Here is a 19164-nt window from a genome sequence, read left to right as displayed (position 1 = left end):
GGCCTGACCAATCCGGGGTATAAATCAATTTGGCACTGGCTTATCAAGCACCCTGTTGAGTTCTCAAAGAACAACCACACACCATCCAGCAACCCTGCATCTCGCAGGACCCTGTCCGGGGCAACCTCTCCACTCTACCCGAGCCGTTCCGCGCAGTCAACCTCGTCTCCGAGGTGATCAGCTTGGTTCGGTCCGATCCACGCCGACGCACGCCGTACCCGGCGGTCGTTGCTGTCGTGGGTCCCGGCGGACCGGCCGGCATCGCTTTCGCGATCACCCGCCCGGCTCCCTGCCGGCCTTCGCACTCTACCCGGTCGGCTTCGCGATCGCAACCCCGTGTTTTCGGAGCGCCTCGCACCACCCGGATCCCCAGTCTCGCTCGGCGTCTCCGCCACGAGCCTGGCGCCCGCTGTCGGCCGGTTTGTCCGGCCTCCCGCGTGCAGAGAGAAAGTTACGCGGACGGCCCCGAGAAGGCAAATCAACGTCTGTCACTGCGTTTCCGGCGGGCGCCACAGCACCGGATGGCCGACCGGAGGCATCGAGGAGGACCACGGAGGGCACAACCGTGCCAGAGTGTCTGGCATGGATGACGTGTCCCGGATCCCGGTGGCGACGCTCGCCGCAGACACCCTGCTCGGCCTGCTGCTGCCGTTCTGGCAGCTCGTCATCGCCGCCCTCGTGGTCTTCGTCGTCGCGGCGTCGGTGGGGCGGCTGGCCAGACGCGGCCGCTCCCGGATGACCACGGCACTGCTGATCACCGCTGCGGCGATCGCCGGCTTCACCGTGATCGGTGTGCTGCTGGAGAGCTGACCGGGCTCACAGCCGGCGGTTGGCGAGGCTGGGCAGCTCGGCGCGGATCTTCCGCAGCCGGTCGAGGTCCAGCTCAGTGACGGCGAGGCCGGGGCCGTCCGGGACCTGGCTGAGCACCGTCCCCCACGGGTCCACCACCATGCTGCGTCCGAAGCAGGTCCGCCCCGGATCGTGGTCACCGGTCTGGCCGGCGGCGGCGACGAAGCACTGATTCTCGATCGCCCGCGCCCGCAGCAGGACCTCCCAGTGGTCCCGGCCGGTGTGCATCATGAACGCGGCGGGCACGACCAGGAGCGAGGCACCGCCGTCCGTGGCCAGGTGCCGGTAGAGCTCGGGGAAGCGCAGGTCGTAGCAGATCGAGAGGCCGACGCGGACGCCGTCGACGTCGACCACCACCGGCTGGTCGCCCGGAGCCACCGTCGCGGACTCCAGGTAGGAGACCCGGCCCGGAATCTCCACGTCGTACAGGTGGATCTTGCGGTAGCTGGCGGCGAGCGCACCGGTGCGGTCGAAGACCAGCGAGGTGTTCCAGGTGTGGTCCGGGTCCGGTCCGGCCTCGTGGAACGAGCCGGCGATCACCCACATGCCCAGCCGTCGGGCGACCCCCGCGAAGAACTCCCCCACCACGCCGTCGACCGGCTCGGCCGGCGGCATCCGCTCGGCCACGCCCAGATAGTCGACGTACTCGGGGAGGACGGCGAGGTCGGCCCCGGCCGCCGCGGCCCTGACCAGCAGGGCCTCGGCGGCGGCCAGGTTCGCCGCACGGTCGTCGCGGGCGTTGAGCTGGCAGACGGCGACGCGCATAGGCTCAGCGTACGGGCGGCGCGCGGTCGGCGACAGGGCTCAGCCGAGCAGCGCCCCGGTGCTGACGGTCAGGCGGACTTCTCCTCGCGATCCCGACGAGCCCGGCGACCGGTGAACTCGCGGGGCACGATGGTCGGGTTGACGTTCTCCAGCACCACCTCGCGGGTGATCAGCACCCGGGCGGCGTCGGGGTTGCTCGGCACCTCGTACATCACGGAGAGCAGGACCTCTTCCATGATCGCCCGCAGGCCGCGGGCGCCGGTGCCGCGGAGCATGGCCTGGTCGGCGATCGCCTCCAGCGCCGGCTGCTCGAACTCCAGCTCCACGCCGTCCAGCTCGAAGAGGCGCTGGTACTGCCGGACCAGGGCGTTGCGCGGCTCGGTGAGGATCCGCACCAGGGCCGACCGGTCGAGGCTGCGCACGTTGGTGATCACCGGGAGCCGGCCGATGAACTCGGGGATCAGCCCGAACTTGAGCATGTCCTCCGGCATGACCTGGCTGAAAATGTCGTCGGTCGACCGATCGGAGACCGATCGGAGCCGGGCGCCGAAGCCGGTGCCGCCGGAGCCGGTGCGGGCCTCGATGATCTGGTCGAGGCCGGCGAAGGCACCGCCGCAGATGAACAGCACGTTGGTGGTGTCGATCTGGATGAACTCCTGGTGCGGGTGTTTCCGCCCGCCCTGCGGCGGCACGTTGGCCACCGTGCCTTCGAGCATCTTCAGCAGCGCCTGCTGCACGCCCTCGCCGGAGACGTCCCGGGTGATCGACGGGTTCTCCGACTTACGAGCGATCTTGTCGACCTCGTCGATGTAGATGATCCCGGTCTCGGCGCGCTTGATGTCGTAGTCGGCCGCCTGGATCAGCTTGAGGAGGATGTTCTCCACGTCCTCGCCGACGTATCCCGCCTCGGTGAGGGCGGTGGCGTCGGCGATCGCGAACGGGACGTTGAGCATCCGGGCCAGGGTCTGCGCCAGGTGGGTCTTGCCGCAGCCGGTGGGACCGAGCAGCAGGATGTTGGACTTGGCCAGCTCCACGCCGTCGTTGCCGGAGCCGGGCGCGCCGGCCGCCTCGGCCTGGATCCGCTTGTAGTGGTTGTAGACCGCGACGGCGAGCGCCTTCTTGGCCTGCTCCTGACCGACGACGTAGTTGTCGAGGAACTGGCAGATCTCCATCGGCTTGGGAAGCTCTTCCCACTTCACCTCGCCGGACTCGGCCAACTCCTCCTCGATGATCTCGTTGCAGAGATCGATGCACTCGTCGCAGATGTAGACGCCCGGGCCCGCGATGAGCTTCTTGACCTGCTTCTGCGACTTGCCGCAGAAGGAGCACTTCAGTAGGTCGCCGCCGTCACCGATCCGTGCCACCTACGTTCTCCCTGCACTCGTCGGCCGGAGCGCCGGCCCTGACCTGCGGGCCTGCCGCCCGTCCGTCTGTCGTCCCATTCGCCGGTCCGCACCAGCGAAGCGGTACAGACCCGACGTTACCCGCTGCCGGAGGTTTCTCCGACCCCCAAAACGGGTGTGTCAGAGGTCGGCCAGGACCGATGCCCCGGCCGACCTCCGATCCGGCAGAGCTCAGCTCGCGGCGTGCGCCGCCAGCAGACCCTTCTTGCGGCTGGTCAGGATCGTGTCGACCAGCCCGTACTCCTTGGCCTCTTCGGCCGTCATGATCTTGTCACGGTCGATGTCCTTGCGGACCTGGTCGACCGGGCGGTTGCAGTGCTGGGACAGCATCGTCTCCAGCTGCGTCCGCATCCGCAGGATCTCCCGGGCCTGGATCTCGATGTCCGAGCCCTGGCCGTAGCCGCCCTCGGTGGCCGGCTGGTGGATGATGATCCGGGAGTTGGGCAGCGCCATCCGCTTGCCCGGGGTGCCGGCGGAGAGCAGCACGGCCGCCGCGCTGGCCGCCTGGCCTAGGCAGACGGTCTGGATGTCCGGGCGGACGTACTGCATGGTGTCGTAGATCGCCGTCATGGCGGTGAAGGAGCCGCCGGGCGAGTTGATGTACATGATGATGTCGCGATCCGGGTCGGTGCCCTCGAGCGTCAGCAGCTGGGCCATCACGTCGTTTGCCGAGGCGTCGTCCACCTGCACGCCGAGGAAGATGATCCGGTCCTCGAAGAGCTTGTTGTACGGGTTGGACTCCTTCATCCCGTACGACGTGCGCTCGACGAACGACGGCAGAACGTAGCGGTTGTGCACGGCCGCGAACTGGGGCGGCAGGCTCAGGTCGGTCATCGTCAGCTCCTCGGTCAGCTCAGGGTCCCGGCGCCTTCCGGAACCTGGGCGGCTCCGGTGATCACCTTGTCGATGAAGCCGTAGTCCATGGCCTCCTGGGCCGTGAACCAGCGGTCGCGGTCCGAGTCCGCCTCGATCTCCGCCGCGTTCCGGCCGGTGTGGAACGCGACCCGCTCCTGGAACATCCGCTTGGTGTAGAGCATCTGCTCGGCCTGGATCGCGATGTCGGCGGCCGTACCGCCCATACCACCCGACGGCTGGTGCATCATGATCCGCGCGTGCGGCAGGGCGTACCGCTTGCCCTTGGTGCCCGCGCAGAGCAGCAGCTGGCCCATCGAGGCCGCCATGCCCATCGCCACGGTCGACACGTCGTTGTCGATGAACTGCATGGTGTCGTAGATGGCCATGCCGGAGTAGACCGAGCCACCCGGCGAGTTGATCCAGAGGTTGATGTCGCGGTCCGGGTCCTCCGCGGCGAGCAGCAGCAGCTGCGCGCAGATGCGGTTGGCGACCTGGTCGGTCACCTCGCTGCCCAGGAAGATGATCCGCTCCTTGAGCAACCGGTTGTAGACCGAGTCGTCGAGGTTGCCAATTGAGTCACCACCGCGGGCATCGAGCGCCCGGAGCGGCTTCGCTGGGATGTGCATGTCGGTCATGGCAGCCCTTCGCTCTCCGTACCGTCGTACCCGACACTAACCGCTCAGCCGGGGGGCGTACTCCCGGTCGGGGCACTGTTCGCTCTCAGCGCAGCTGCCCCGGAGGGCGTACCCGAAAAGGGTTTCGGCCGCCGTCCAGCGTGCAATGAGGGACGGCGGCCGACACCCGGCGATCAGTGCTCGTGGTTGTGCTCGGCCTCGTTCTGGGCGCGGAGCGCGTCCAGGGTGACCTCGTTGCCCGCCGAGTCCTTGATCTTGATCTTCTCCATCACGGCGGCGAGCGCCTTGCCCCGGCGGACGTCGCCGAAGACGGCCGCCGCGGCGCCGGAGCGGACCAGCTGGTCGTAGTACTGCTGCGGGGCCATGCCGGCGCGCTGGGCGCGGTGGACGATCTCGTGGCCGAACTCGTCGTCGGAGACCTGGACGTCCTCGGCGTCGGCCAGGGTGTCCAGCAGGAGCTGGATCTTGACGCCCTCGGTCGCCGCCTCGTTGAGCTCGGTGTCGATCTGCTCCTCGGTCTTCTCCTCGGCGGCGAGGTATTCCTCGAGGGAGGCGCCGATGCGTTCGAGCTGGTCGACCATCGCGGCCTTGCGGCTCTCGACCTCCTCGCGGACGACACCCTCCGGGGCCGGCACCTCGGCGGTGGCCACCATCTGCTCGAGGGCCTTGTCCCGGGCGGCGTAGATCTGCTCGACCTGCTTGCCCCGGCTCACCCGCTCGCGGAGGTCGTTGCGCAGCTCCTCGATGGTGTCAAACTCGCTGGCCAGCTGGGCGAAGTCGTCGTTGAGCTCCGGCAGCTCCTTCTCCTTGACCGTGCGGACGGTCACCGCCACGTCGGCGTCACGGCCGGCGTAGTCGCCGCCCACCAGCTGCGTGGAGAAGGTGGTGCTCTCGCCGGCGGCCAGGCCGACCAGGGCCTCGTCCAGGCCCGGCAGGAGCTGCTTGCTGCCGACCTCGTGCGAGATGTTGCTCGCCGAGCCGCCCGGCACCTCCTCGCCGTCGACGGTGGCGTTCAGGTCGATCTGGACGTAGTCGCCCTCCTGGGCGGCCCGCTCGACGGTCTTCAGCGTGGCGAACCGCTCACGCAGGCCGTTGACCTGCTCGTCGATCTCGCTGTCGGCGACCTGGATCTCGTCCACGGTCACCTCGATGGACGCCGGGTCCGGCAGGGTGATCTCCGGGCGGACGTCGACCTCGGCGGTGAAGTTGAGCGAGTCGCCGTCGGCGAACTCGGTGATCTCGACCTCCGGGCGACCGAGGGTCTTCAGGTCGTGCTCGCGGACCGCGGCGAGGATGTTCTGCGGGATCGCCTCCTGCACCGCCTCGTTGAGGACGGTGCCCCGGCCCACCCGCTGGTCGATCACCCGCGGGGGAACCTTGCCCCGACGGAAGCCGGGAACCTGGACCTGCTGCCCGATCTCCCGGTACGCCTTCTTGAGGCTCGGCTCGAGCTCGACGAACGGCACCTCGATGGCGAGCCGCACGCGCGTCGGGCTCAGAGTCTCGACGGTGCTCTTCACAGGCGTACTCCTTGACGGATCTCAGTTGAGTCTGGGCGTGATTACGCGCATCGAGTGTAGGCGAGCCGGCCTGCGGCATCGGCAGCGCCCGGGGTGCCGCGCGGAAAAATCGGCGGTTCCCGGACGACCGGGCCGCGAACGTACAGTCGGGGTGGCGGGATTTGAACCCACGGCCCCTCGCTCCCAAAGCGAGTGCGCTACCAAGCTGCGCCACACCCCGTGGCGACGAGAAGTGTATGCCGTCCGCGCCCCCCGGACCCGCACCGGGGCCGCGCCAGCCCAACACGCCGGGACGACGCAAGGCGCGCGCCGGGTTTGCGGGGAGGCAGCAGTTTCGGGGAAAGAGTGGTCTCTCGGGGCGGCGAGGGGCCGCTTTCGGGGAAGTAGTGAGGATCTTGACGCCGAGCGACCAGCGACGCGCGGTACGGGGCTGCGCGTCCGGTTCCGGGATTCGGTAGGCTGTCGGGCGCGCCCCGCCGCAGCGGGGTGCATGCGGGCGTAGCTCAATGGCAGAGCTTCAGTCTTCCAAACTGACGGTGCGGGTTCGATTCCCGTCGCCCGCTCCACCCGCAAAGGCCCAGGTGGACCGCATGATCGCGGCACCTGGGCCTTCCATATCTCCCCCATCTTTGATCTTGCGTGCCATTCGGTGCCCCATCCGGGCTCGGGGCGGCACCGGGCCTTGTTGCCCAGCCGGTAGCTCGGGTGGCCCGTGCTTCCGGCAGTGCCAGCCGGACACGACGAGGCACTCCTGGTCGACGAGGCTGCCGTGCGGCAGCATGGCCCTCATGACCATAAAGCGCACAATGCCCGACCTGGCAACCGAGGACATCGCGGCGGCCACCGCCTTCTACGTCGAGGTACTTGGCTTCGAGGTCGTCATGGACATGGGCTGGATCGTCACCCTCAGCGATCGCGCCAACCCGGGAGCTCAGCTGAGCCTCATGACCCACGACGCCACCGCACCGGTCATCCCCGACGTGTCCGTGGAGGTCGATGATGTCGATGCCGCGCATCAGGCCGCCCGGAACGCCGGCGCTGAGATCGTGCACCCGCTCACCGACGAACCATGGGGAGTCCGACGCTTCTTCATGCGTGACCCCAACGGCAGGGTCATCAACGTCCTCACCCACAAGAGCTGACGACCCATGAGTCGGCGCGGTGTTCGGCGCCCCGCTGGCCCGCCGGATCGCCGAGTTCTTCACTGCCGGCGCGGCCTCCGCGCAGGTGCCGTTTCCGCAGCTCACGGCGCGTGAGCGGGAGATCCTGGAGCTGCTGGCCGCCGGTCGTTCCAACGCGCAGATCGCCGCCGCGCTGTACCTGCCCCCCAAGACGGTACGCAACAACGTCTCCAACGTGTTCGCAAAGCTGCAGGTGGCCGACCGCCCCGAGGCGATCGTCCGGGCCCGGGAGGCCGGCCTCGGCAGTTGAGCGGCCCGGTACGGCGTACCGGCTGCGCACCGTGATCGGCCAGGACCCGGTTCGACCGTCCCGACCGGCGGATGAGCCGGGCGGCGGGGGCTGCGTACGATGCGGGGCCGGACATCCCCGCGTCGGGTGGAGGTAGCCACGGATGTCAGGCCAGCAGGACGGGTTCGCCCTCGGCGTCGACCTCGGCACCTCGAACACGGTTGCGGTGCTGCGCTGGCCGGACGGGCGGAGCCGCCCGTTGCTCGTGGACGGACACCCGATCCTCCCCTCCGGCGTCTACGTCGACTCCGGCGGACGGTTCCACGTGGGACGGGACGCGCAACGGCTGGCCCAGGCCGACCCGGCCGGGTACGAGCCGAACCCCAAGCGCCGGGTGGCCGAGGAGACGGTCGAGCTGGGCGGCCGGGCGTACCGGCCGGCGGAGCTGCTGGCGACGACGTTGCGGACGGTGGCGGACGCCGCCGTGGCCGCGGTGGGTTTCCTCCCGCCCGCGGTGGTCACCCACCCGGCGGCCTGGGCGGCGCCCCGCCGGCAGGTGCTGCACGACGCGCTCGCGCTGGCCGGCTGGCCGCCGGCCGCCGAGCACACCCTGACCGGTCCGATCACGCCCGGCACCCGCCTGCTGCGCGAGCCGGTGGCCGCCGCCCGTTACTACGCCCAGGTGCTGCGCCGGCCGGTGCCGGTCGGGGGAGCCGTCGCGGTGTTCGACTTCGGCGGCGGCACCCTCGACGTGGCGGTGCTGCGCAACGAGGGCGCCGACCCCTGGGGCGACTCGGGATTCGCCCTGGTCGCCAGCGGCGGCGTCGCCGATCTCGGCGGTCTGGACCTGGACGCCGCCCTGGTCGGCCGGCTCGGCGAGTTGGTCGGCCCGGTGCACCCGGCCGCGTGGGCGCGCCTGACCAGCGCGACGACCACCGCGGAGTGGCGGGACCGGCATCAACTCTGGGACCACGTCCGTGGCGCGAAGGAGATGCTCTCCCGGGCCATGGTCGCGCCGGTGGCCGTACCCGGGGTGGAGGCGGCCGCCCGACTGACCCGGGAGGATCTGGAACTGCTCGCCACTCCCCTGCTGGCCCGGGCGGTGGCCGAGACCCGGGACGTGATCGCCGCCGCGGGGCTCGTTCCCGGGCAGCTCGCCGGCCTCTTCCTTGTCGGCGGGTCGTCCCGGGTGCCGCTGGTGGCCCGGATGCTGCACGCCGACCTGGGGGTCGCCCCGACCGTCCTGGAACAGCCCGAGCTGCCGGTCGCCGAGGGCGCGCTGACGGACCTTCCGCTGCCCCGCCGGGCGGCAGCCGGGACGCCACCGGCGGTGCCCGCCGGCCCGCACGGTGCGCCGCCCCAGAGCGCCCCGGCGCCGGCCGGGCCCGCACCCGCCGGCCCGCACGGCACCCGACCCGAGAGCGCGCCGACGGCCCCCACCGGGCCCGCACCCGCCGGGCCGCCCGACACGCTGCCCCAGAGCACGCCGCCGGCCGCCGGACCGCACGGCACGCTGCCGGAGGGCGCGGCGCCCGGGGGCGCGCTCCCGGCGACCACGGTGCCGGTCCCCGCCCCGCACGGCACCCTGGTCGACGACGCGCCGACGCTGCCCGGGTACGCGGGCGCCCCGGCTCCGTCCGGGTACGCCGGTGCCGGGCCACCCCCGGCCGTCCCCGGTCGGAGCGGTTTCGCTCCCTCCGGCAGGGGGCTGCCGGGGACACCCGGCGGGGAGCCGCCGGTATCGCCCGCGCCGGAGGTCGGCGCGGCCCGGCCGGGACGGGGCCGGCGGGCTCTCTGGATCGCGGTCGGCGCCGGCCTCGTGGTGATCGGTGTGGTGGCCGCGGCGGTGCTGTGGGCGCTCCGGGACCCCTACCCGGCGCTGGAGTTCCGTACCCCGAAGTTGATCGCCCGGCCCGAGGCGGGCAGCGAGCGACCGGCGGCGATGTTCACCTCGGTGCTGGCCGACCGGGCCTACCTGGCGTATCCGGGCGCGGACAACCGGCTGGAGGTGGTGGCGGTCGACGCGGCCACCGGCGACGAGCGGTGGCGCAAGCCGACCCCGGTGGCGGCGGACCGGTGGCAGGCCGTGCAGGCGCTGCCCGGCGCGGTCGCCGTGCTCGCCGACGCCTCCGGTGCCAGCACCTCCCGTGACCTGGTGGTGCTCGACGCCGGCTCAGGCAACCAGCGCTGGCGGTTGACCATCCGGGGCGACGACGCCCTGTACTTCACCAAGGAGACGGCGGTCTGGCTGGACCGGACCGGTGGCCGGCTGGTCGGGCTGCGGCTCGACAACGGTCAGGAGAAGTGGAAGCACGACAACCCGCGCAACGAGTACGGCGACGCCCGCACCGCGGTGGTGCCCGTCGGCACGGGCGAGGCGCTCGGCGGGCCCGCGTACCTCGACGGATCGCCGCGGGCGCCGTGGCTCGGGGGCGCGACCCGGCTCGTCCAGGTGGGGGCGGACCGGTCGGTGCGGGTCATCAACATGGACAGCGGGGAGATGCGCAGCCGGGGCAACGTCGCCGACGTCGACGACCTGGTGGCGGCGCGCGACGACCGGCTGTACGTCATCGAGGACACCCGCGGCTACCGGCTGCTCGCCTACGACCTGGGCAGTCTCGGCGAGCCGGTGGTGCTCTACACCGCCCCGGACGAGCGGCGCCGGGCGAAGGCGCTGGTCACCTGCGGCGAGCACCGGGCCTGCCTGCTGGAGGTGCCGGACTCCGGAGCCGACGGGACGGAGGTGGTGGCGGTCACCGAGGGGAAGGTCACCCGCCACTGGCCGGCCCCGAAGGCGGACGGGCTGGTACCGCTCGGCGAGCACCTGCTCGTCCGGCGCGACTCCCCGCAGGCCGCGGTCACCCTCTTCGACCCGGAGGGCACGGCGGTGCTGCGGGACCGGGACGGGGTGGCCGGGCGGATCGACGCCGGGAACGTGCTGCTCTTCGCGAAGACGCCGAGCAGCGTGGCGGACGACCGCAGCGTGGCCGGGATGTCGGTGAGCGCCGACGGCCCGCTCGAGATGGGGCTGCTCAAGGAGGTGCGCAGCGAGTCCTGCTCGTGGAACGCCGAGGTGCTCGCCTGCGGTGCCGAGAAGGACTTCGTGCTGTACCGGTTCACGGACTGACCCGCCCGGGTCGCTGGACGGCTCAGCCCACCGGGCGACGGATGAACCGGGCAAAGCGGGGTAAGGCGACCCCGTCCTGGTGGAGTGACGACCGGCGTCGCGGCATCCCGCGACCGGGGCCTGCGGGCGGGCGGCGGAACGCCGACCCGCCCGCGGTCACGGCGGATCAGTTGCCGCTGACCCAGTTCCAGGCCGCCACCACCCACTCGGTCTGCTGGAGGTAGGCGACCCCGACACCGGCCAGGAACATCGCCGTCACCAGGTGGGCTCCGCGTGCGCTGCGGCGTACCCGGCCCAGCTGCCGCTCCCAGACCACCCGGCCGAGCAGGCGGGCGAGCGCGAAGAGGCCGACGGCCGTGAGCAGGCTGAGCACGAAGGTGAGCAACGGGGCACCGAGATCGCCCCGGCCGGAGATCGCCCAGATCCCCCAGCAGACGAAGGCGAACAGGGCGCCGGCCGCGCTCCACTCGCCGCCCCGGCGCAGCTGGGCCAGATGCCAGCTCAGGGGGCGGCGCGGGGCGGAGTCACCGGACCAACCCGCCGTCGGATCGACGGTGGAGAACTGCTCGGTCCGCGGCCTGCTCGGCTGCCCCACCGCGGCCACCCCGCGCCGGAACGCGTCCCGCTGCGGTGGCACCACCCCGACACCGGGCTGCGGCGGCACCTCCACGGTGCGCTCGGCCCACGGCTGTGTCTGGTCCGCCATCTCGTGTCCTCCCCCTCGACCGACGCCGGCCACGGTTCCGAGGGTAGCGAGCCGGCAAATCGGTCGCCGACCCCGAAGGTGATGGGTTAGACAGTTCCGATGATCGACGCTGTAGTGCCCCGGGACGAGGACTTCGACGAGATCGCCGGGCTGCTGGCCCTCGCCTTCCACGGCGGGGTGGACCCCGAGCTGCGGGAAATCGAGCGGCCCATCTTCGAGCCGGAGCGCGCCCTGCTGGTCCGCGACGGCGGCGCCGCCGTGGCGCACGCCGGCGCGTTCAGCCGCGAGCTGACCGTGCCGGGCGCGACCGTGCCGGCGGCGCACGTGACGATGGTCTCGGTCGCCCCGACCCACCGCCGCCGGGGCCTGCTCACCGGGCTGATGCGCCGACAGCTCCGCGAGATCCGCGATGCCGGCCGCGAGCCGGTCGCGGTGCTGTGGGCCAGCGAGGGTCGCATCTATCCCCGCTTCGGCTACGGCCTGGCCGCGCAGCGGTACACGCTGAGCTGCGACACCAGCGAACTGCGGCTGCCGGAACCGGCGTCCGTCGAGGGCACGCTCCGCCTGGACCGGCCGGCCGCGCACCAGGCCGAGCTGGCCCGGCTGTACGAGCGGGTCCGCGCCGACCGCCCCGGCTGGTCGCGGCGGGACGAGCGCTGGTGGGCGTACGTGCTCGCCGACGTGACGGACCTGCGGGGCGGCGCGACCGAGCGTCGGGTGCTGCTGCACGAGGGGCGCGACGGTCTGGACGGGTACGCGCTGTACCGGACGAAGGAGGAGTGGGACCGGACCGGCCCGCGCGGCGAGGTCCGGGTCGACGAGGTGGTGGCCGGGAACCCGACGGCGTACCAGGCGCTGTGGCGGCTACTGCTGTCGATCGACCTGACCCGGCGCCTGTCGTTCGACCGGGCCGCCGTGGACGAGCCGCTGCTGTGGCTGGTGAACGAGCCTCGGCAGCTCGGCGCCCACGTCTCCGACGCTCTGTGGCTACGCGTCGTGGACGTCCCGGCCGCGCTGGCCGCCCGCCGGTACGCCGTCGACGTGGACGTGGTGTTCGAGGTGACCGACGACCTGCTGCCGGAGAACACCGGCCGCTGGCGGCTGGTCGGCGGTCCGACCGGGGCCCAGTGCGCGGCGAGCGACGCACCCGCCCGGCTCGGCTGCGACGTCCGCGTCCTCGGCGAGCTGTACCTGGGCGGGTCCGGGCTCGGGGCGCTCGCCGCCGCCGGCCGGGTCCGCGAACTGGTGCCGGGCGCCGTGGCCGAGGTGGCCCCGGCCTTCGGCTGGCACCGTGCCCCGGCCCCGATGGAGGTCTTCTGAGTCTCCGCCGCTGAGCCCGCCGCCCACGTCGATCATGAGGTTGACCGCGCAATTCGCCCGGTTTCGCCACCGCCAACTCCATGATCGCCAGCTCCGGGTGGCCGGGCGTGGGCGGGCGCGATCAGCGGTGGGACGGTACGGTCGGGTGATGGGTGATGCGGAGCGGCGACGCCGCCGGTTGCGGCACCACGGCGAGGCCGGGGCGCCGGACGGCGAAGGCGCCGCCGGGCGGGCCGGCAGGCATGAGCCCGCCGGCACCTTCGCAGACGGGCCGACCGCCACCACGGCCGCGGTGCACGACGACGACGTCTCCAGGTCGCGGCGCGGCGTCAGACGCGCCGAGCTGGAGTTGGCGGACGACGGCTCCAGGTCGCGGCGCGGCGCCAGACACGCCGAGCTCGAGTCGTCGGAGCCCCGGGGACGCCGCGGCGGCCCCGCCGAGGAGGGTGAGCGGGGGTTGCGCGGCCTGGTCGGCTCGGGCTCCTCGCAGGTGAGCCTGACCGCCGCGCTGCGGGCGCGGGACGCCGCCCGGCCGACCGACGCGGACCTGGCCGAGGCGGAGGCCCGCGTCGTGATCGTCCGGCGCAACTGGGTGCCCCGCGAGGAACTTCCCCGCGCGAACCGCTAGCCGTCAGGCGGGCAGGTCGGGCAGTTCGCGGGTCTGCTCGTACGCGGCCACCTGGGTGATCCGGCGGGCGTGCCGCGGGTTGCCCGAGAACGGCGTGGTCAGGAACGCCTCCACCAGGGCGGTCGCCTCGTCCAGGGTGTGCTGGCGGGCCCCGACGGCGATGATGTTGGCGTCGTTGTGCTCCCGCGCCAGCTGGGCGGTGTCGATGCTCCAGGCGAGGGCGGCCCGGACGCCGGCGATCTTGTTGGCGGCGATCTGCTCGCCGTTGCCGGAGCCACCGATGACCACCCCGAGGCTGCCCGGGTCGTTGACCACCCGGTCGCCGGTGTGCAGGCAGAACGCGGGGTAGTCGTCGTCCGGGTCGTAGCCGTGCGGGCCCACGTCGACGACCTCGTACCCCTGCTTGGCCAGGTGGTTGGCCAGGTGCCCCTTCAGCTCGAAGCCGGCGTGATCGGATCCCAGGTAGACGCGCATACCGCGCAGTCTGTCAGGCCGGCCTCCGTGCCGCCGCGCGGGCGGCGGCACGGAGGCGAATTCGTCACAGGATCAGCGCGGCAGCTCGGCCACGACCAGGCCGGCGCGCGCCTTCGGGGTGAACCAGGTGCTCTTGCGCGGCATCTTCTCCCGGGCCAGGTTCACCGCGACGAAGTCGTCCACGGTCACCGGGGCGATCAGGACGGCCAGCTCGGCCCGGCCGGCGTCCACCTCGCCGGTGAGCCAGCTCGCCGGGTAGTCGCCGCCCACGTAGGTGATCCGCTTGTCGCCCGGGTCGAGGCCGAGGGCGTCGCGCAGCAGCAGCCGCTCGACCAGCGCGTGGTCCAGGTTCTCCAGCCGGCCGCCCCCGACCTGCGGCAGGCTGACCGCGTACCCCTGGCCGGCGAGATAGAGGCGGACGGTGCCACCGGCCGCCGGGACCTCGACCGGGCCGTCGATCGGGCTGACCTCGGCGCCGGCGGCGCGCAGCCGGTCGACCAGTTCCTCCGGGGTGCTGGTCAGCTCGCTGACCAGCCGGTTGTAGGGCTGGATGGCGACCGAGGCGGGCGTCGTGATCACCGAGAGGAAGCGGGGCAGGCCGCCGGTCTGCGCGGCCAGGCTGCGGTGGTTGCCGTCCGCGACCACCAGCTCCCCGCCGCCGGCGAGGGCGGTCAGCTCGTCCTGCTCGGGGCCGGGGCCGACCAGCCAGATCGCGTGCGTCCGCCCGGCCTGGTCGACGTCGGTCGCGGCGGGCGCGCCCGCCACCTCGGTCGCCGCCGCGAGGGCGGCGTGCAGCTCGTCACCCCGCCCGGTCTGCAGCAGGAGTACGGGCGAGAGCAGGTGGCCCAGCGCCTCGGCCAGGGCCACCCGCTCCCGCACCTTGGCGATGAAGACGTCCTCGTTGCGGATCACCAGACCGGGCTCGTCGGCCCGGGTGGAGATCTGGTCGGTGTCGACCATGGCGAACAGCCCGTACGCGGGCTCATCGCCGGGTGCGCTGATCCGGTAGAGCACCACGACCTGCTCGGCCGGGGTGTAGCTGCCGTCCGCCTTGGCCTCGGCGAGGCGGGCCACCGCGTCGGGGAGCGCGTCGAGGAAGGGCTTCCCGATGCTGCCCGGTGCCCGGTGGGGCATCTCGATGCCGAGAGCACTGTGCGGATTCGCCTCGACGATGGCGGTGATCTCCGCGTCGTCGGCGAACTCGTCGTAGTTCTGCGCGCCGGTGCCGCCAGTGGTGATCCAGGCCCGGGCGATCGGATGCACGACCGTCATGCCCGCTGACGCTACCCGCGCCACCCACCGCGCCGTGCCGGACCCTCGCCGCTTCCATCAGGTGAAAGGAGTGGCGTAGGCGCCGCTTGTTGACAGCCGTCAGGCGGTGCGGTCGGCGCCGGCGCTGCGGTGCCGGCCGGGGACCGGCCGACGGCCCGGTGCCGGGGTGGCCGGCCGGGACGCGGCGGAGGAGGCGAGGCGTACCGTCGTCGCGCCCGGCGCGGGCCGGCCGGCCGCGGCGCCGGACCGGACCGGACCGGCGGCCCCGGGCGGCAGGGCGGCGTCGGTGGGCGGGGTCATCCGGGAGGTGGCCACCACCCGGGCGACGCCGACCACGATCGGCGGGGCCAGCAGGTCCACCATCTCGGGCGGCAGGGTCGGCCGGACGGCCGGCCAGTCGCCTTCGGCCACGGACCAGTACGTCGCACCGGAGTCCTCGGTCGCCGGCACCGGCGCGTCGTCGGACAGGTGGCGGTGCTTACCCATGGAACGCCTCCAGGAGCTGCCGGGGTGCGGCCCCGCGGGCCGCCGGCTGGGACACCTGATGAAACGAACCCCGCGCCGCCGGGGTGACGCCGGCGCCGCGGGGTCGCGCGCTGTCCGGAAGGGCCCCGCTCCACCGAAGCGTCGACCGGAGGCCCGTCCACACCTCAGTCGAAGATCGGGCCGAGCTCCCGGGTCCGCTTGAGCTCGTAGAAGCCGGGAGTGCCGGCGACCAGCAGCACGCCGTCCCAGAGCCGGCCGGCCGCCTCGCCCTTCGGGGCCGGAGTGATCACCGGGCCGAAGAAGGCGACCTGGCCGCCGTCCGGGCCGGGGGCGTGGATCACCGGGGTGCCGACCTCGGTGCCGACCGGCCGCATGCCCGCCTCGTGGCTGGCCCGCAGCGCCTCGTCGTACGCGGTCGTCTCGGCGGCGTCGGCGAGCGCCGGGTCCAGCCCGACGTCGGTCAGCGCGCCGACCAGCATCTCCCGGCCGAGCGGCTCCTTGCCGAGGTGGATCCGGGTGCCCATGGCCGTGTAGAGCTTCGCCAGCGTCTCCCCGCCGTGGGCCTGCTCGACGGCGATGCAGACCCGCACCGGGCCCCAGCCCTGCTTCATCAGGTCCTGGTACTGCTCGGGCAGGTCCCGGCCCTCGTTGAGCACGGAGAGGCTCATCACGTGGAACTGGATGTCCACCTCCCGGACCTGCTCGACCTCCAGCAGCCAGCGGGAGGTGATCCAGGCCCACGGGCACAGCGGGTCGAACCACATGTCCACGGCGGCACGTTCGGTCACGGTGATATCCCTTCACGACTTCGCACGCCGGAACTCCGGCGCCCTCCCCCCGATCCTCACCCCGGGCGGCATCGACCGGTGCCGGAATGAGAGCGTGACCTCGGCCACCGAAGGGTGTCATTGCATGGAAGACTCGGTGCGGACCGGCCGTCACGAGCGGGCCGGCGAGGCCGGTGCCGCGGGCCGCGGCGACAACAGTGGGATGGAGACGAACAGTGCCGGGAGTGCGTAACCTGACCCAGGTCGAGGCCACCGAGCGGGCCCGCCTGCTCGACGTGACCGGGTACGACATCAGCCTTGACCTGTCCACCGCCGTGCAGGCCGCCACCGGCCGCACGTTCCGCTCGGTGACGGAGGTCCGGTTCCGCTGCGCCGAGCCGGGGGCGAGCACGTTCATCGAGGTGGCCGCCGACTCGGTCCGGTCCGCCACGCTCAACGGCGCGCCGGTGGACACCTCCGGCTGGGCGGCGGAGAAGGGCCTCACCCTGGCCGGCCTGACGGCGGAGAACGTCCTCATGGTGGACGCGGACTTCGCGTACTCGAACAGCGGCCAGGGTCTGCACCGCACGGTCGACCCGGTCGACGGCGAGACCTACCTCTACAGCCAGTTCGAGACGGCGGACGCGCAGAAGGTGTACGCCTGCTTCGACCAGCCCGACCTGAAGAGCGTCTACACCTGGCACGCCACCGTGCCGGACCACTGGCGGGTGGTGTCCAACATGCCGGTAGAGCGGGAGGAGCCGGCCGGGGAGGCGCTCAAGACCGTCCACTTCGTCGAGTCGGCGCGGATGAGCACCTACATCACCGCGCTCTGCGCCGGGCCGTACCACGAGGTGCGGGACAGCCACGACGGCATCGACCTGGGCGTCTTCTGCCGGGCCTCGATGGCGCAGTACCTGGACTCGGACGACCTGTTCCTGATCACCAAGCAGGGCTTCGACTTCTTCCACGAGAAGTTCGGCGTGCGGTACCCGCTGGCCAAGTACGACCAGCTCTGGGTGCCGGACTTCAACGCCGGCGCGATGGAGAACTTCGGCTGCGTCACGCACGCCGAGTCGCACTACATCTTCCGCTCGCAGGTCACCGACTTCGAGTACGAGCAGCGCGCCAACACGATCCTGCACGAGCTGGCCCACATGTGGTTCGGCGACCTGGTCACCATGCGCTGGTGGAACGACCTGTGGTTGAACGAGTCGTTCGCCGAGTGGGCCAGCCACTGGTGCAACACCCACGCCACCCGGTTCCAGGACGCCTGGACGACGTTCCTGTCGATCCGCAAGAACTGGGGTTACCGGCAGGACCAGCTCTCCTCCACCCACCCGGTCTACTGCGAGATGCCGGACCTGGAGGCGGTCGAGGTCAACTTCGACGGCATCACGTACGCCAAGGGCGCCAGCGTGCTCAAGCAGCTCGTCGCGTACGTCGGTGAGGAGCCGTTCCTGGCCGGCCTGCGGGCATACTTCGGCAAGCACGCCTGGGGCAACGCCACCTTCGACGACCTGCTCGCCGAGCTGGAGGCGGCGTCCGGCCGGGAGCTGCGCAAGTTCGCCGCCCAGTGGCTGGAGACCGCGCAGGTCAACACGCTGCGCCCGGAGCTCACCATCGGCACCGACGGCAGCTACGAGCGGGTGCTGGTCCGGCAGGAGGCGCCGGCCGGGCACCCGACGCTGCGTACCCACCGGATCGGCGTGGGCCTCTACGACCTGGCCGACGGGCGGCTGGTCCGCCGGGAGCGGATCGAGGTGGACGTGACCGGCGAGACGACGGAGCTGTCCGCGCTGCACGGCACGCCCGCCGCCGACGTGCTGCTGCTCAACGACGACGACCTCACCTACACCAAGCTGCGGCTGGACGAGCGGTCCATGGCGAACGTGGTGCAGCACATCGCGGGCTTCGAGTCGTCGCTGGCGCGGGCGCTGTGCTGGACGGCCGCCTGGGACATGGTCCGGGACGCCGAGCTGTCCACCCGGGACTACGTCGCGCTGGTGCTGGCCGGCCTGCCCGCCGAGAGCGACATCAACCTGGTCACCGCCACGCTGCGGCAGGCCACCACCGCGCTCACCTTCTACGCCGACCCGGCGTGGGCGCCGACCGGCTGGGCCGAGCTGGCCCGTACCGCCCGCGCGGCGCTGGCCGCGGCCGAGCCGGGCAGCGGGTTCCAGCTCGCCTGGGCCCGGGCGTACACCTCCGCGGCCCGGTCCGCCGAGGACCTGGCGGCGCTGCGCGGCTGGCTGGACGGCGTCGAGGTGCCGGCCGGGCTGTCGGTGGACACCGAGCTGCGCTGGGGGGTGCTCCAGTCGCTGGTGGCCAACGGTGCGGCCGGGGCCGCCGAGGTGGAGGCCGAGCTGGCCCGGGACCGCACCGCCAGCGGCGAGCGGGAGGCCGCGTACGCGCACGCCCTGGTGCCGACCGCGGAGAACAAGGCGGCGGTGTGGGCGGCGCTCACCGGCCCGGAGGCGCTGCCGAACTGGCGCAACCGGGCGCTGCTGCAGGGCTTCACGCACCCGGCGCAGGTCGACCTCGTGGCGCCGTACCGGGAGAAGTACTTCGCCACGGTGGGCCAGGTCTGGGGCAGCCGGGACAGCGAGCCGGCGCAGGAGTTCGCCCAGCTCGCCTACCCGGCGTATCTGGTGGAGGACGACACGGTGGCGGCGACCGACGCGTGGCTGGCGGGCGACGGGCATCCGGCTCCGCTGCGCCGGCTGGTCGCCGAGGGCCGCGACGGCGTGGTCCGCGCCCTGAAGGCCCGGGCCAAGGACGCCCGGAGCGCCTGACCGGGTCCGCGCAGGCCGTTCCAGATCCGCGCAACCTCACCGAGGATGCTGCTTCGTCTCGTCGGGAGGCAGCAGTATCCCCGAGGTTGCGCGGATCTGGCGGTCGCGAGAGGGCGCTGACGAGCCCGTACGACGAAGCCCGCCCCGCGAGT

The 19164-nt window shown here is 72.5% G+C and carries 16 protein-coding genes, 2 tRNA genes and 1 pseudogene; 8 read left to right on the top strand and 11 right to left on the bottom strand.

The window, feature by feature from the left end; translation table 11 throughout:
* Window positions 1-582 precede the first annotated feature (582 nt).
* On the top strand, window positions 583-810 hold the full coding sequence (locus ACFYM6_RS27945) for a hypothetical protein (protein ID WP_387280207.1): 228 nt from the start codon (window positions 583-585) through the stop codon (window positions 808-810).
* A gap of 6 nt (window positions 811-816) precedes the next feature.
* Here the strand turns inward: ACFYM6_RS27945 and ACFYM6_RS27940 are convergent, their stop codons facing one another.
* The 6 genes from ACFYM6_RS27940 to ACFYM6_RS27915 all read right to left on the bottom strand — a co-directional run bounded on the left by ACFYM6_RS27940 (window position 817) and on the right by ACFYM6_RS27915 (window position 6247).
* The gene (locus ACFYM6_RS27940) at window positions 817-1614 is read right to left on the bottom strand and encodes a carbon-nitrogen hydrolase family protein (protein ID WP_387280205.1); all 798 of its coding nucleotides are present in this window, start codon (window positions 1612-1614) and stop codon (window positions 817-819) included.
* Window positions 1615-1682: 68 nt separating this feature from the next.
* On the bottom strand, window positions 1683-2978 hold the full coding sequence (gene clpX / locus ACFYM6_RS27935) for an ATP-dependent Clp protease ATP-binding subunit ClpX (protein WP_073836588.1): 1296 nt from the start codon (window positions 2976-2978) through the stop codon (window positions 1683-1685).
* A 210-nt stretch (window positions 2979-3188) separates the two neighbouring features.
* Window positions 3189-3851: an ATP-dependent Clp protease proteolytic subunit gene (locus ACFYM6_RS27930; protein WP_073836589.1), complete on the bottom strand. Its 663-nt coding sequence runs from the start codon at window positions 3849-3851 to the stop codon at window positions 3189-3191.
* Between the two features lie 14 nt (window positions 3852-3865).
* Complete coding sequence (locus ACFYM6_RS27925) at window positions 3866-4507, bottom strand: ATP-dependent Clp protease proteolytic subunit (RefSeq protein ID WP_387280202.1); 642 nt, start codon at window positions 4505-4507, stop codon at window positions 3866-3868.
* Between the two features lie 173 nt (window positions 4508-4680).
* Window positions 4681-6027: a trigger factor gene (gene tig, locus ACFYM6_RS27920; RefSeq protein ID WP_387280200.1), complete on the bottom strand. Its 1347-nt coding sequence runs from the start codon at window positions 6025-6027 to the stop codon at window positions 4681-4683.
* Between the two features lie 146 nt (window positions 6028-6173).
* Window positions 6174-6247 (bottom strand) — tRNA-Pro (locus ACFYM6_RS27915).
* A gap of 272 nt (window positions 6248-6519) precedes the next feature.
* On the opposite strand from ACFYM6_RS27915, the gene ACFYM6_RS27910 reads away from it, so the two are divergent.
* From ACFYM6_RS27910 to ACFYM6_RS27895, 4 genes are all read left to right on the top strand, one after another.
* Window positions 6520-6593, top strand: a tRNA-Gly gene (locus ACFYM6_RS27910).
* A gap of 213 nt (window positions 6594-6806) precedes the next feature.
* On the top strand, window positions 6807-7169 hold the full coding sequence (locus ACFYM6_RS27905; protein WP_387280198.1) for a VOC family protein: 363 nt from the start codon (window positions 6807-6809) through the stop codon (window positions 7167-7169).
* A gap of 19 nt (window positions 7170-7188) precedes the next feature.
* On the top strand, window positions 7189-7458 hold the full coding sequence (locus ACFYM6_RS27900) for a LuxR C-terminal-related transcriptional regulator (protein WP_387280196.1): 270 nt from the start codon (window positions 7189-7191) through the stop codon (window positions 7456-7458).
* A gap of 142 nt (window positions 7459-7600) precedes the next feature.
* Window positions 7601-10564 carry an Hsp70 family protein gene (locus ACFYM6_RS27895; RefSeq protein WP_387280195.1) on the top strand — a complete coding sequence of 988 codons (2964 nt, stop codon included), beginning with the start codon at window positions 7601-7603 and terminating at the stop codon, window positions 10562-10564.
* A gap of 166 nt (window positions 10565-10730) precedes the next feature.
* On the opposite strand, the gene ACFYM6_RS27890 is transcribed toward ACFYM6_RS27895, so the two are convergent.
* Window positions 10731-11270: a hypothetical protein gene (locus ACFYM6_RS27890; protein ID WP_387280193.1), complete on the bottom strand. Its 540-nt coding sequence runs from the start codon at window positions 11268-11270 to the stop codon at window positions 10731-10733.
* 99 nt (window positions 11271-11369) lie between these two features.
* Here ACFYM6_RS27890 and ACFYM6_RS27885 point away from each other — a divergent pair, with 99 nt between their 5' ends.
* Window positions 11370-12590, top strand: a complete 1221-nt coding sequence (locus ACFYM6_RS27885) for a GNAT family N-acetyltransferase (protein ID WP_387280191.1) — start codon at window positions 11370-11372, stop codon at window positions 12588-12590.
* A gap of 415 nt (window positions 12591-13005) precedes the next feature.
* Window positions 13006-13218, top strand: a pseudogene (locus tag ACFYM6_RS27880) (hypothetical protein); the annotation flags it as partial.
* Between the two features lie 3 nt (window positions 13219-13221).
* Here the strand turns inward: ACFYM6_RS27880 and ACFYM6_RS27875 are convergent.
* From ACFYM6_RS27875 to ACFYM6_RS27860, 4 genes are all read right to left on the bottom strand, one after another.
* Window positions 13222-13692, bottom strand: a complete 471-nt coding sequence (locus tag ACFYM6_RS27875; protein ID WP_357441028.1) for a ribose-5-phosphate isomerase — start codon at window positions 13690-13692, stop codon at window positions 13222-13224.
* Between the two features lie 72 nt (window positions 13693-13764).
* Window positions 13765-14964: a DUF1015 family protein gene (locus tag ACFYM6_RS27870; RefSeq protein WP_387280189.1), complete on the bottom strand. Its 1200-nt coding sequence runs from the start codon at window positions 14962-14964 to the stop codon at window positions 13765-13767.
* Between the two features lie 99 nt (window positions 14965-15063).
* A complete protein-coding gene (locus tag ACFYM6_RS27865) occupies window positions 15064-15450 on the bottom strand; it encodes a hypothetical protein (protein ID WP_387280187.1) in 387 nt (128 codons plus the stop codon).
* A 164-nt stretch (window positions 15451-15614) separates the two neighbouring features.
* Window positions 15615-16214 carry a disulfide bond formation protein DsbA gene (locus tag ACFYM6_RS27860; protein WP_387280242.1) on the bottom strand — a complete coding sequence of 200 codons (600 nt, stop codon included), beginning with the start codon at window positions 16212-16214 and terminating at the stop codon, window positions 15615-15617.
* A gap of 248 nt (window positions 16215-16462) precedes the next feature.
* Here ACFYM6_RS27860 and pepN point away from each other — a divergent pair, with 248 nt between their 5' ends.
* Entirely contained in the window at window positions 16463-19012 is a 2550-nt protein-coding gene (gene pepN / locus ACFYM6_RS27855) for an aminopeptidase N (protein ID WP_387280185.1), read from the top strand.
* The last annotated feature ends 152 nt before the right edge of the window (window positions 19013-19164 follow it).

Source organism: Micromonospora sp. NPDC006431, assembly GCF_042870725.1.
Lineage (GTDB): Bacteria > Actinomycetota > Actinomycetes > Mycobacteriales > Micromonosporaceae > Micromonospora.
This window is presented reverse-complemented; position numbering and strand designations above follow the sequence as displayed.

Excerpts from the sequence above, each read along its gene's own strand:
- ACFYM6_RS27925 (WP_387280202.1), bottom strand. The coding sequence starts at position 4,507 with ATGACCGACATGCACATCCCAGCGAAGCCGCTCCGGGCGCTCGATGCC.
- ACFYM6_RS27930 (WP_073836589.1), bottom strand. The coding sequence starts at position 3,851 with ATGACCGACCTGAGCCTGCCGCCCCAGTTCGCGGCCGTGCACAACCGC.
- ACFYM6_RS27940 (WP_387280205.1), bottom strand. The coding sequence starts at position 1,614 with ATGCGCGTCGCCGTCTGCCAGCTCAACGCCCGCGACGACCGTGCGGCG.
- ACFYM6_RS27895 (WP_387280195.1), top strand. The coding sequence starts at position 7,601 with ATGTCAGGCCAGCAGGACGGGTTCGCCCTCGGCGTCGACCTCGGCACC.
- ACFYM6_RS27860 (WP_387280242.1), bottom strand. The coding sequence starts at position 16,214 with ATGTGGTTCGACCCGCTGTGCCCGTGGGCCTGGATCACCTCCCGCTGG.
- ACFYM6_RS27945 (WP_387280207.1), top strand. The coding sequence starts at position 583 with ATGGATGACGTGTCCCGGATCCCGGTGGCGACGCTCGCCGCAGACACC.
- ACFYM6_RS27875 (WP_357441028.1), bottom strand. The coding sequence starts at position 13,692 with ATGCGCGTCTACCTGGGATCCGATCACGCCGGCTTCGAGCTGAAGGGG.
- ACFYM6_RS27885 (WP_387280191.1), top strand. The coding sequence starts at position 11,370 with ATGATCGACGCTGTAGTGCCCCGGGACGAGGACTTCGACGAGATCGCC.
- ACFYM6_RS27905 (WP_387280198.1), top strand. The coding sequence starts at position 6,807 with ATGGCCCTCATGACCATAAAGCGCACAATGCCCGACCTGGCAACCGAG.
- ACFYM6_RS27870 (WP_387280189.1), bottom strand. The coding sequence starts at position 14,964 with ATGACGGTCGTGCATCCGATCGCCCGGGCCTGGATCACCACTGGCGGC.
- ACFYM6_RS27890 (WP_387280193.1), bottom strand. The coding sequence starts at position 11,270 with ATGGCGGACCAGACACAGCCGTGGGCCGAGCGCACCGTGGAGGTGCCG.
- ACFYM6_RS27865 (WP_387280187.1), bottom strand. The coding sequence starts at position 15,450 with ATGGGTAAGCACCGCCACCTGTCCGACGACGCGCCGGTGCCGGCGACC.